The following is a 12,870-nucleotide window of genomic DNA, read 5'->3' as shown; positions in this document are numbered from 1 at the left end:
TCGGGATTGTGTTTCGTTTCGGTGACATTGCTGGGTCACGGGAGGCGGATGGGAATAAAACGATCACTCTCCCAGCTTCATACTCTAGGCACCTTCCAACATCGATCAAAATACCTGTGCGCGTGCTGCGGAAGAAAGCCTACCGGTTAGGAGAAGTCCCCCTGTGAACGCATAGGAAAAAACGATAGACGGCAGAGCAAAAAGTTCAATCAGATCAGTATTTTGGAACGTTATACAAACGCATTCGTCGCGAACGCGCCTGGTGGAGAAAACCGATGTCGGGAAAACCGCCCAAACCTATACGAACGCATGGTTGCGGATTGGCGGCAGCATTTAATCAGGGTCCCGTGCATCGAAGCCATGACCGACTTCACCTTGAGAATAACCGCACATGATGTTGCTGCCACGAACCAGGCGCCTGATCAGGTACTCGGTGGACCCCTACCAGCACGGCCTGAAGCTTCAGCTTGAAGACTATACCGGCAAAGTGACGCCCATCGCCTTGTCGATGGATCAAGCCTACGACCTGGCCGACGACCTCGACAAGTTCATCGCCGACGCTCAACGCGAGGCGCGAAGAGCGTCGAAACGAACTGGTGTCACGGGATGATGTCCGCGCCGGGAGCTCACGCAATCGGCGTGCCTCCGCCGCCAGCCGAATGACCGCTGCCGAATTGCAAGGACAACGCGCATGCCGACGAAGCTGATGTTGGCCGCTGTCCTGTTCGTGCTGGGGCCGATTTGCAGCCTTGCCCGAGGCGCCGATCTGCCCAAGCCGAGCGGCAGCGTTATCCTGACGATCACCGGAAGCATTCAATCCACGAACAGCAGCGAAGGCGCTGTGTTCGATCGCGAGATGATCGAGAGCGTCGGCATCAAAACGCTGCGAACCTCGACCAACTGGACCGACGGCGTGAAGGTATTTGAGGGGGTCCTCATGCGCGATCTCATGGCGTCTGTCGGGGCACAAGGCTCGATCATCACGGCCTTGGCTCTCAACGATTATATGGTCGAGATCCCCATGACGGACATGGCACGATACGACATGCTCCTGGCCTTCCGCATGGATGGCAAAGATCTCGTCACGCGCGACAAGGGACCTCTGTGGGTTGTCTATCCGCGGGACCAGGAGTCGACGCTGCGCAACGCGCAACATGATTCCCGCTGGATCTGGCAATTAACAGCATTGACGGTCCGGTGACATCGCGATTCCGAATTTCAGGGGCGGTCTTTCTGTCGACTGCGGCGATCGTCGCGCTCTTCATTTCACTGATCGTGGCGACCCACGGCCTAGTGCAAATCGAGCGCGACCTCGACAAGGGTGTGGGCGAGGACATGGCCTGGACTATCATGCAGGCTCAGCTTGAAAGCATCCGCTTTACCGAAGCGCTGACGCGGTTTGTCAATGGTTACGAAACCACCACGAGCGCCCACCTGGAATTGCGCCATGATATTCTTGCCAGTCGCCTGGCGCTTTTCAACGAAGGCGAACCTAAACGCTATCTGGAGCAGGTTGGCGTGCTCGCGAGCCTGCAGGGTCACTTATTGGCTTTCGACGATGTTGCCCGGGAGGTTGCAATGATCACCCGCGGCGACCGCGCTCGTGAGGCTGCGATGCTGCAGAAAATGCAGCCATTGACAATCGCCGTGCGGGAAACCGCCAACAGAAGTATGCTCGCAAAACGCGGATTGGAAACCGAACTGCGCGCGCAGCATCGATGGATAGTGATCGAAATTCTGATCTACATGTTCGGCATCATGATCAGCGGCCTCATCCTTGCCATTCTGATCATCCGCTCCCGCCAGGAGATTGCGGCGGCCAACGAGACTTTGCGTCAGGAGCGCGACCTCAGCCGCATGTATCGGACGCTCGTGTCGATCGTTTCTCACCAGTTCCGCACGCCGCTCGCCATCATCGACTCCAGCGCTCAGCGCATCAGACGGCGCGGAACGTCAATGGACGCGACGGAAATTGGCGCACGCACGGATTATATTCGGCAAGCTATCTCAAGTCTTTCCCGCCTGATGGACAGCACGCTCGATGCGGCACGGCTCGATCGAGGAGAGATCAACTTCAAACCCAGAAAAATTGATCTCGGCCGCTTGATCAGCTCCCTCCGGGAACGTTATCAGGGAGAGGAAACGGAACGGATTCTGACGACCGATGTGTCGGGCCTGCCGCCCACCGTCACATGCGACCCGACCCTGATCGAGCAGGCCCTCTCGAATATTCTCTCGAACGCGCTGAAGTACTCTGAAAACAGCACGCCGGTTCACATTCGTGCCTGGGCGGAGCGCGACCAGGTTCTGGTTGCGATCGACGATTCGGGCATCGGCATTCCGCCCGATGAGGTCGACAGGGTTTTCGAGCAATTTTTCCGTGCGCGGACGGCAGAGGCAATCGCCGGGACCGGCATCGGCCTGTCATTCGCCCGCGAGATCGCGCGGCTGCATGGAGGCGACATCGGTGTCACCAGTGAGGAAGGTCGCGGATCCACATTCACGTTGCGCCTTCCCGTTTGCGGCGAGATCAAACACTAGAGCGCCGCGCGCGCCGCAGTGAGTCCCGCTTTCGTCTATGTGCGCTGCCGCACCCAAGAATATACTCTCATGGATACCTCGGCGTTCATACGGGGCTTATCGGAGTCACTTGAGATTCAAAAGGGCATCGATCATTCGCTAAGGGATAGATGCCAATGACATTTCGAATCTGGGGTACCGAGGACGTCGTGCGCCAAGGCGCCGGGAGCAGCGTGGACCGGGACGTCGTCGCGCATTTGCCAAATGGCGGGTACGTGGTCGGGTGGCGTAGCGCCAACGAGAACAAAATCTTCTTTCAGCTTTACGACGGTGCCGGCGCCAAGGTCGGCGGCATGCAAGCCGTCGTCAGCGACAGCGCCACGGCTCTGCAGACCATGGCGGAAATCAAGGCGGTCGGGACAGGCGGGCAATTCGCCATCAGTTGGAACGAATCCGCGGGCACGCCCGGCAGTTCCGCCATCAAGACACGTGTTTTCGACGTCGACGGAACCCCGCTCACGCAACAGCCCGTCACCCTGGCGAGCAATCTCGCGCTTGAAGGATCGTCGGCGCCATCGATCGCTCGCGCGGGGAATAACGGCTTCGTCACCGTTTACGACGACGGCAACTCGATCCAGATGGCCGTTCAGGACCTCGACGGCAACGTAACCAACACCATTCTGATCGCGACCGGGGTCGGCTTGCAGTCCCCCGACGTCATGGTCATGGCCGACGGACGCTATGTCGTCACCTACGCGACTGGAAACGGCGGTACCCAGTTCAAGATCGTCGACGGGTTTGCGTCTCCGGCGACCGACGTTGGTGGAAACGGTCAATATTCTGACGTGGTAGCAGCCGGGAATAACGGCTTCGCGGTGATCTACAGCACCGGCGCCAATGTCATGGCGCGTTTCTACAACATGGCCGGAACCCCCGGCGCCCTTGCGACACTCACCACCAACGGGCTGGCCGACGGGGATTTCGTCAGCGCGACCGCGCTTCGCGACGGGCGAGTTGCCGTCGTGTACATCGCAAACAATGCGGGCGATAACGGCGATGTCTTCCTAAGGGTCGTGAATCCCGACGGAACGATGACAGAGCCACTCCTGCTCAATGAGGGCGCCGCAAGGGACGGCACGGGGCAGCAATACAGGCCGTCAGTGACCGAGATGTGGGACGGCCGCGTCTCCGTCACCTGGCACGATCCGACGGTCGGCAATGGGAAGATCTCGACCCAGATCGTCGATGTTCGTACCGCCGCTGTGGTTGTCAACGGAACGGCACGCAATGACGTGTATGCCGGGTCCGACTACGACGGCAACGTCCTGAATGGCGGGGCAGGGAACGACAAGCTGATCGCCGGAAGCGGCTCGGACATCTTCGATGGTGGCGACGGCATCGACGTCGTGTCCTACGAGCGAGCGGCGGCCGGTGTTGTCGCCGATCTCGCCGCAGGTGGCGCCGTCGGCGATGCTCGCGGCGACACATATGCCAAGGTCGAGAACCTGCGGGGCTCGTCGTTCAACGACACGCTCTATGGAAATGCGGGCAACAACCATGTGGCGGGTGCGGGCGGCAACGACGTCATCACGGGCGGCGGTGGGTCGGACACGCTTGATGGCGGCGCCGGCGACGACACTTACTTTCTCGACGGCGGCGATACGGTCATTGAGGCTGCCGGCGGCGGCCACGACACCATCATGACGAGCGCCAACTTCAACCTCAATGATGCGCCGGCGGTCGAGAATGTCGTCGCGACAGGCGGCGCAGCCTTGACGTTTATCGGCAACGACTTGTCCAACACCTTGACCGGCAACACCGGCGCGGACCGCCTGGAAGGCGGGGGCGGCGACGATGTCTTGAATGGATCGGTTGGCGCCGACGCCATGCTCGGCGGCCTCGGCAACGACACCTACTATGTGGACAACGTGGGCGACCAGGTCGTTGAGACCTCCGCGGGGGCCGGTCGCGACCGCATCGTCACCGAAGTCTCCTATTCGCTCGGCAGTTTCGTGGACGATCTCTTCGGCGTGGGCAGTGGCAGCCTGGTGCTCAAGGGCAACACATCGGCCAACACGATTGCGGGCAGCGCAGGATGGGACAAGCTCTATGGAAACCTGGGCATCGACGTACTGAGCGGCGGCGCAGGCAAAGACACGTTCGTGTTCAACACGAAGGTGGACAAGAAGAAGCTCAACGTCGACAAAATCACGGATTACAACGTGAGGGACGACACGCTTTGGCTCGACAACAAATACTTCAAGAAATTGGGCAAGAAGGGCACCGAGACCAAGCCGGCCGCTCTCAAGAAAGACTTCTTCACCATCGGCACGAAGGCCAAGGATGCCAATGATTATGTCGTGTACGACAACAAGAAGGGCGTCCTGTATTATGATGCAGACGGCTCTGGAAACGGCGCCGCGATCCAGATTGCAACCCTGAACAAGAAGCTCAAGATGACGTACAAGGACTTCTTCGTCGTCTAAGAGTCAAAGAAACCGCAAGGCCCGGCGGCGTCCGTCGGGCCTTGCGCCTCATCAAGACCCTTTGCCCACCGTCATTGCTGATCGAAACTCCGCGTCTTCGTCGACGAAGGCCGCGTCGGGACCGGCGCCCACCGCGTCGAAAAACCGGCTGACAAAGCACCGAAATGCGGCGCACAGCGCGATATCGCAGATCTGACGATCGGTGAATCCCACGGATCGCAATCGTTCGATGTCGAGCGGCGAGATCCGGGACGCATCTCTGGTGACCTTCTCGGCATAAGCCAGCATCTCGACATCGCGGTCCGACAAGCCGGCGCTCCGGAAATCTCGCTGTACGGCGAGGACTGCCTCTTTTGATCCCAGATCGCCAATCAGTTGCTTGCCATAGACATACGAGCAATAGGTCGATGGGATGTGCTTTGCCGCAATGAGCGTGATCAACCGCCATTCCCGCAAGCCGAGCGAGAACCCCGAGCGGATTTTGTCGGAGAAATCGGTGTAGATCGGCAGAAGATCCGGTCGTGCGGTGAAGCATTTCGTGGCCGCCATGACGAATCCCATTTGCGACTCCTGTCTCGCGTAGATCTCCGCGACCCTGTCGGTTGCGTCCTCGTCGGCGATCGTTTGCAAGAACATCTGCACCCTCCGAGTGAAGCTGTCACCGAGGTCAGTCTAGCAGAAAATGCCCATGACACTCGATCGTAATGCGTCCGTTATGTTCCAAAGGTACTCTCCGTCGAAGAGAACGGCATCATGATCGAAGCGTGGTCCTGGATTCAGGGACCGTTAACCAGCGGCGTTCGAGTGTGCCCGCAGGCAAGCAGGCCGTTCGTGGATTTAAAGCCCAGCCGAGATCTGTGCGGGCTTGCGGCGCTGCCCGGATGATCGTTTGATGCCGCGACCGGCACGTCGCCACGAACGGGAGACCCAGACAGATGCCAATGCGTTTTCTCTTGCCTCGCACTCGCATCCTCCGGGCGGCTTTGGCATGCCTTCTGCTCTCGATCGCCGACGGCGCGGTTGCTCAGGGCGGCCCCAAAGCCATGCCACCGCCCGAGGTTTCGGTCGTCGAAATCAAAGCAGGCCCCGTCCCCCTGACGTTCGAATTCGCCGCGCGCGTGGCGGCGTCTCGCGAGGTGCAGGTCCGCGCACAGGTCGGCGGCATCCTGCTGAAGCGCAACTTTGTCGAGGGCGCGGATGTCGAGGCGGGCGAGGTACTCTTCGAGATCGATCCCGACGTCTACAAGGCCGAACTTGCCAAGGCCGAGGCGCAATTGCAGCAAGCGGAAGCACAGCTTTCCCAAGCCTCCCGCGACGCTGACCGCACGACGCGCCTGCTTGCAACCGGGTCTGGCACCGAGAGGGCTCGTGACGACGCGTTGTCGGCGCAGGAACTCGCGCGCGCCTCCGTGGCCGGCGCGAGAGCCCAAGTCAAAGCGGCTGAACTGCAACTCAGTTATACCAGAGTGACGGCGCCCATCAGCGGCACGACAAGTCTCGAGCGGGTCCCCGAAGGCAGTCTCATCAGCACCTCGGGGGATGCCGGCTTGCTGACCCGCATCACGCAGGATGACCCGGCTTTCATCAATTTTGCCGTCACCGAGAGCCAGTTCTCATGGGTGCGCGCCCTTCTGGAGGCCCAGGGGCAATGGGATCGCGCTGCCGATTTCGTCAAGCTCAAGATCGTGTTCGGTGATGGACGGGTTTACGACAAGCTCGGCACCATCGATTTTCTCTCCAGCGGGCTCGATCCGGAAACCGGGACGTTGCGCCTTCGCGCCGTGGTTCCCAATCCCGAACGGCGGCTCCTTCCGGGGCAGTTCGTTCGCGCCGTCGTGACGGGGATCACGCTCAACGACGCCATCGTGGTTCCGTCTGTGGCCGTCTCGCAGGGTCCGCAGGGGACTTTCGTCTACGTCGTCAATGGCGAGGGCAAGGCCGAGCTCAGGCCGATCACGCTGGGACGTGAGGTCGAGGCCGGCTGGGTGGTCGATCAAGGCCTGCGAGCCGGTGACCGCGTCGTCACCGAGGGGCTCGTCAAAGTTCGTCCCGGCGCCCCCGTAAAGGTCACCGCCGCCGTGGCGCAAGGCATCAGGCCATGAACCGCTTCTTCGTCGACCGTCCGGTTTTCGCAGCCGTCATTTCCATCGTCATTGTGCTCGCGGGCATCGTGGCGATGCGCATACTCCCGATTGCGCAATATCCGGAATTGACACCGCCGCAGGTTGTCGTGAGCGCGAACTATCCGGGCGCGAGCGCGGAGACCATCGCCCAGACGGTCGCAGCCCCGCTCGAGCAGCAGATCAACGGCGTCGAGGGCATGATCTACATGCAATCCTCGAATTCCAGCAGCGGCGAGATGCAACTCACCGTCACCTTCGCGCTCGGGACCAACCCGGATCAGGCGACCATCAACGTCAATAATCGCGTGCAGCGCGCAACGCCCACCCTGCCGCAGGAAGTCACCCGCCTCGGCGTGACGGTGGACCAACGCTCCACCTCGATCCTCGGCATGGTGGCGATGTTCGCCAAAGACGGACGCTACGACACGACTTATGTGGGCAATTACGCGCTGCTCAACGTGGTCGACGAACTGAAGCGCATCCGCGGCGTCGGCGACGCGACGATTATCGGGCAGCTCGATTATTCCATGCGGATCTGGTTGCGGCCGGACAAGCTCGCGCAATACTCACTCACCCCAACCGACGTTGCGGCGGCGATCCGGGAGCAGAATGCGCAATTTGCCGCTGGCCGTTTCGGCGACACACCGAACGATGCCGCGACCCCATTCACCTATTCGGCGACCACCCAAGGTCGCTTGCCCGACGCGGATGCGTTCGGCAATGTCATTCTCCGTTCGGATGAGAATGCGGCGACACTCCGGCTCCGCGATGTGGCGCGGGTCGAGCTCGGGGCGGCCAGCTACTCGACCGACAGCAAGCTCAACGGCACTCCTGCGGTGCCGATCGCCATCTATCTCCAGGCCGGCGCCAACGCTCTGAACACCATGGAGGCCGTCAAGAGCCGCCTGGACGAACTCCAGTCCAGTTTCCCGGCGGGGCTGACCTACGACATTCCCTACGACACGACCAAATTCATCAAGGTGTCGATCGAAGAGGTCATTCACACCTTCGTTGAGGCGATCATTCTCGTCATTCTGGTGGTATTTCTGTTCCTGCAGAATTGGCGCGCGACGCTCATTCCGGTCATTGCCGTGCCGATCTCGATCGTCGGCACCTTCGCCGGCATGTATCTTCTCGGCTTCTCGATCAACCTTCTGACGCTGTTCGGACTGGTGCTTGCCATCGGCATCGTGGTGGACGACGCCATCGTGGTTCTGGAGAACGTCGAGCGCATTATGCAGACCGAACGCCTCTCGCCGCGCGAAGCCGCTATCAAGGCCATGGGCGAGGTGACGGGGCCGGTGATCGCCATCGTTCTGGTGCTCTGCGCCGTCTTCATTCCCGTCTCATTCATGGGTGGGCTTGCGGGCAACATGTACCAGCAATTCGCCGTCACCATTGCGATGTCGGTCATCATTTCGGGCGTTGTGGCGCTCACGCTCACACCCGCCCTTTGTGCGCTGATCCTCAAGCCCGGGCACCAGGAGCCGGCGCTCCCATTCCGCGTGTTCAATCGCTTTTTCGAGCGGCTGACGACGGGTTACACAAGCGGCGTCGGTTTCTTCGCCAGGCGGTTCGCCATCGGACTTCTGATCTTCGTGGGCATTCTCGCCGCCACAGGTTTCCTGTTCCAGACTGTGCCCGGCTCGCTCGTTCCCGATGAGGACCAGGGCTATCTGATCGGCGCCACCATCCTGCCGCCCGCCGCCTCGCTCCATCGCACAACGGTCGCCATGGATCAGGCATCGGTCAATCTCCGGCAGCACCCTGCCGTCGAGAACGTGTTTGCGATTGCGGGCTTCGATCTTCTGTCCGGTGGTCTCAGGCCAAGCGCCGGCACAACCTTCGTGACCCTCACGGATTGGGGTGAGCGCACAACCCCGGAACTCGATGCCCGCAATCTTTCGGGGCCGTTCGTGGCCATGAATGCCGGCATCAAGGACGCGCTGACGTTGTTCTTCAATCCGCCGCCGATCATGGGCTTGAGCACCACCGGCGGGTTCGAGCTTTATGTGCAGGACCGGACGGGCGGCGGCGTGCAATCGCTGGCGACCGCGACCGCGCAGCTCGTCGACGCGGCCTCGAAACGTCCTGAACTCGCCGCTGTTCGCACGACCTTCGATACCAACGTTCCCCAATACAAGCTCGATTTGAACCGCGATATGGCGAAGGCCCTGGGCGTACCCATCAACTCGGTGTTCGAGGCGATGCAGAGCACGTTCGGCAGTCTCTACGTCAACGACTTCACCCTGTTCGGGCGCAATTACCGCGTGACCCTGCAATCGGAAGCCGCCTTCCGGCAAGCACCGAAAGATCTGCAACAGGTCTTCGTGCGTGCGCTCAGCGGCAGCATGGTGCCGTTGAGCGCACTCGTGACGACCGAACGGGTGGTCGGTCCCGATCAACTCGAGCGCTTCAACGCTTTCGCGGCCGCCAAGATCACGGGCAATCCCGGAGCGGGATACACCTCTGGTGAGGCCATCGCGGCGATGCAGGAGGTGGCGCGGCAGACGCTTCCGGAGGGTTTCCAGATTGCCTGGACCGGCTCGGCCTATCAGGAACTGGAAGCCAGCGGGTCGGGCACCCAGGCGATGGTGTTCGGCATCATCATGGTGTTTCTCATTCTCGCCGCTCAATACGAAAAGTGGACGCTTCCGCTCGCGGTCGTTCTTGCCGTGCCGTTCGCGCTGTTCGGGGCGCTGCTCGCGATCTCGCTCCGCGGCCTGACGAACGACGTCTATTTCCAAATCGGGTTGGTGACCCTCGTTGGTCTTGCGGCGAAGAACGCCATTCTGATCGTGGAATTCGCGGTTCTCAAGCGCCAGGAGGGTGTCGGTGCACTGGAGGCTGCGGTCGAGGCGGCGCGCCTGCGCTTCCGGCCGATCGTCATGACGTCGCTCGCCTTCATTCTCGGTGTCGTTCCCTTGGCAATCAGCAGCGGTGCAGGTTCGGCGAGCCGGCATTCGATCGGAACCGGCGTGATCGGCGGCATGCTGCTGGCGACCTTCGTCGCCACCTTCTTCATCCCGATGTTCTATCGCCTGGTCGCCTGGCGCGAGCCAAAAGCGAGGGACGCCGTTCCGGCGCCCACGTCGGCTGCCGAGGAGGTCCCCCCGCATCTGAGATAACGAGATCTCGGGAGCAGACGCACACAACCCGCCGGAATGGCCGGCGGGTTGTGTGTGAAAGTCGATGCGCGTTCTAGACGTCGGAACAGAAATCAGACGTCGAGGTTCGCCACGCTCAGCGCGTTGTCCTGAATGAATTCGCGACGGGGCTCGACCACGTCGCCCATCAGTTTCACGAACAGGTCGTCGGCGTCCGTCACGTCCTTGACACGCACCTGCAGCAGCGAGCGCACATCGCGATCGAGCGTGGTTTCCCACAGCTGCTGTGCGGTCATTTCGCCAAGACCCTTGTACCGCTGGAGCTGCAGGCCCTTGCGGCCAGCGGCGAGCACGGAGGTGAAGAGGGTCAGCGGACCATCGATCTGCATCTCGTCGCCCTTGCGGACCAAAGCGGCCGGCTTGGCATAGACGTCCTGCAGCGACTTCGAGCGCTCGTCGAGCTTCTTGGCTTCCTGGCTGGCAATCAGCGCCTGATCCAGCACCGAGACCTGCTTCACGCCGCGCACCGTGCGCCAGAAGACGTAGCCGCCATCGCGCACTTCGCCGACCCAGCCGCGCTCGAGTTCTTCCGAAATCAGGTCGAGGCGCTGGGCGATATAGGTGGCGGCAGCCGGGCCGCGTTCGGGATCTTCCACCACGTCCGGGCGCAACGCGCCGGCGATCGCCGCCTGCTCGACGGCACGACGGTCGTAGCGCGAATGCAGGCTCTGCAGGACCTGTCGAATGAGACGGGCCTCTTCGATCAGTCCCTTGAGTTGCTCGCCCTGAAAGGTAAGGCCGGATTCGAGGCGCAGGAATGCGTTGTCGATGCCAGAATCGATCAGGAAGTCCTCCAGCGCGCGCTCATCCTTGAGGTACAGCGCCTGCTTGCCGCGCGTGGCTTTGTAGAGCGGCGGCTGCGCGATGTAGAGATGTCCGCGCTCGATCAGTTCCGGCATCTGCCGGAAGAAGAACGTCAGCAGCAGCGTGCGAATATGCGAGCCGTCCACATCCGCGTCGGTCATGATGATGATGCGGTGGTAGCGCAGCTTGTCGGGGTTGAACTCCTCGCGGCCGATGCCGGTGCCGAGCGCCGTGATCAGCGTGCCGATCTCCTGACTTCCCAGCATCTTGTCGAAGCGCGCACGCTCCACGTTGAGGATCTTGCCGCGCAACGGCAGCACGGCCTGGAAGGCGCGATCGCGGCCCTGCTTGGCGGAGCCGCCGGCCGAATCGCCCTCGACGAGGAGGATCTCGCATTTCGACGGATCGCGCTCCTGGCAATCGGCGAGTTTTCCCGGCAGCGACGCGATGTCGAGCGCGCCCTTGCGGCGCGTCAGTTCGCGCGCCTTGCGGGCCGCCTCGCGGGCGGCGGCGGCTTCGACCACCTTGCCGACCACATTGCGCGCTTCGGCCGGGTGTTCTTCGAACCAGTTGCTGAGCGCCTCGTTGACGACGTTCTCGACCGCCGGGCGAACTTCGGACGAGACGAGCTTGTCCTTCGTCTGCGAGGAGAATTTCGGATCAGGCACCTTCACCGAGACGACGGCGGTCAAACCCTCGCGGCAATCGTCGCCCGTGAGCGAGACCTTCTCGCGCTTGGTTAGGCCCGAGGATTCGGCGTAGCCGTTGACTTGGCGCGTCAGCGAAGCGCGAAAGCCCGCCAGGTGCGCGCCACCGTCGCGCTGAGGGATGTTGTTGGTGAAGCAAAGCACGCTCTCGTGGTAGGAATTGTTCCACCACAGCGCGACCTCCACCCCGATGCCGTCGCGTTCGGAGCGAATGACGATCGGTTCGTGGATGAGCGGGGTCTTGGCGCGGTCGATATAGCGCACGAAGGCTTCGATGCCGCCTTCATACATAAGATCCTCGCGCTTGCGCTCCGCATGGCGATTGTCGGTCAGGATGATGTGCACGCCGGAATTCAGGAAGGCCAGCTCGCGCAACCGGTGTTCGAGCGTGTCGTAATCGTACTCGACCATCGTGAAGGTGTCGGTCGAGGCGAGGAAGGTGACTTCGGTGCCCTGCCGCCCTTGCGCATCCCCGACAACCGCGAGCGGCGCCACCGATTCGCCGTGGCGAAATTCCATCGCGTGCTCTTTGCCGTTGCGGAAGATACGCAGCTTCAGATAGCTCGACAGGGCGTTGACCACGGAGACGCCGACCCCGTGCAAACCGCCCGACACCTTGTAGGAGTTCTGGTCGAATTTACCGCCCGCATGGAGCTGGGTCATGATGACCTCGGCGGCCGAAATGCCCTCGCCGGTGTGGATGTCGACCGGGATGCCGCGGCCGTTATCGGTGACTGTGACCGAACCGTCGGCGTTCAGCGTCACGGTGACCTCGGTGGCGTGACCGGCCAGGGCCTCGTCGATGGCGTTGTCGACCACCTCATAAACCATGTGGTGCAGGCCCGAACCGTCATCCGTGTCGCCGATATACATGCCTGGCCGCTTGCGGACTGCATCGAGGCCTTTGAGCACCTTGATGGAATCGGCCCCATAGGCATCGACATTCATGTTCACAGCGGGTTCGGCCATTTGGAGTCCTTAAAAGCGCACGGCGGGAGAACCGAGCACGCGGTCTTTGATTCGTAAGATCAACTATTTAGTCATGAAACGTTGAAATTTCACC

At 61.5% G+C, this 12,870-nt stretch carries 8 protein-coding genes; 6 read left to right on the top strand and 2 right to left on the bottom strand.

Annotated features, from left to right (window positions below; all coding sequences use genetic code 11):
- Positions 1-391 precede the first annotated feature (391 nt).
- From FEZ63_RS05320 to FEZ63_RS05305, 4 genes are all read left to right on the top strand, one after another.
- Entirely contained in the window at positions 392-610 is a 219-nt protein-coding gene (locus tag FEZ63_RS05320; RefSeq protein WP_150942597.1) for a hypothetical protein, read from the top strand.
- 81 nt (positions 611-691) lie between these two features.
- On the top strand, positions 692-1,201 hold the full coding sequence (locus FEZ63_RS05315) for a putative pterin-binding protein (protein ID WP_201274091.1): 510 nt from the start codon (positions 692-694) through the stop codon (positions 1,199-1,201).
- Positions 1,198-2,541, top strand: coding sequence for a sensor histidine kinase (locus FEZ63_RS05310; protein ID WP_150942596.1), 1,344 nt, complete (start codon positions 1,198-1,200; stop codon positions 2,539-2,541). Before FEZ63_RS05315 ends, FEZ63_RS05310 begins: the two co-directional genes overlap by 4 nt.
- Before the next feature lie 155 nt (positions 2,542-2,696).
- Positions 2,697-5,006 (top strand): calcium-binding protein, encoded by a 2,310-nt coding sequence (locus FEZ63_RS05305; RefSeq protein ID WP_162419667.1) that lies wholly within the window; start codon positions 2,697-2,699, stop codon positions 5,004-5,006.
- Between the two features lie 51 nt (positions 5,007-5,057).
- Here the strand turns inward: FEZ63_RS05305 and FEZ63_RS05300 are convergent, their stop codons facing one another.
- The gene (locus FEZ63_RS05300) at positions 5,058-5,642 is read right to left on the bottom strand and encodes a carboxymuconolactone decarboxylase family protein (protein WP_150942594.1); all 585 of its coding nucleotides are present in this window, start codon (positions 5,640-5,642) and stop codon (positions 5,058-5,060) included.
- 299 nt (positions 5,643-5,941) lie between these two features.
- On the opposite strand from FEZ63_RS05300, the gene FEZ63_RS05295 reads away from it, so the two are divergent.
- On the top strand, positions 5,942-7,108 hold the full coding sequence (locus FEZ63_RS05295; RefSeq protein WP_244622650.1) for an efflux RND transporter periplasmic adaptor subunit: 1,167 nt from the start codon (positions 5,942-5,944) through the stop codon (positions 7,106-7,108).
- Positions 7,105-10,257 (top strand): efflux RND transporter permease subunit, encoded by a 3,153-nt coding sequence (locus FEZ63_RS05290; RefSeq protein WP_150942593.1) that lies wholly within the window; start codon positions 7,105-7,107, stop codon positions 10,255-10,257. The genes FEZ63_RS05295 and FEZ63_RS05290 overlap by 4 nt, the downstream gene beginning before the upstream one ends.
- 92 nt (positions 10,258-10,349) lie before the next feature.
- On the opposite strand, the gene gyrB is transcribed toward FEZ63_RS05290, so the two are convergent.
- Entirely contained in the window at positions 10,350-12,776 is a 2,427-nt protein-coding gene (gene gyrB / locus FEZ63_RS05285) for a DNA topoisomerase (ATP-hydrolyzing) subunit B (RefSeq protein WP_150942592.1), read from the bottom strand.
- Between the last annotated feature and the right edge of the window lie 94 nt (positions 12,777-12,870).

It is taken from the genome of Microvirga brassicacearum (assembly GCF_008757455.1).
GTDB classification, from domain to species: domain Bacteria; phylum Pseudomonadota; class Alphaproteobacteria; order Rhizobiales; family Beijerinckiaceae; genus Microvirga; species Microvirga brassicacearum.
Note: the sequence above shows the minus strand (reverse complement) of the source record. Positions and strands in the feature narration are given on the sequence as shown.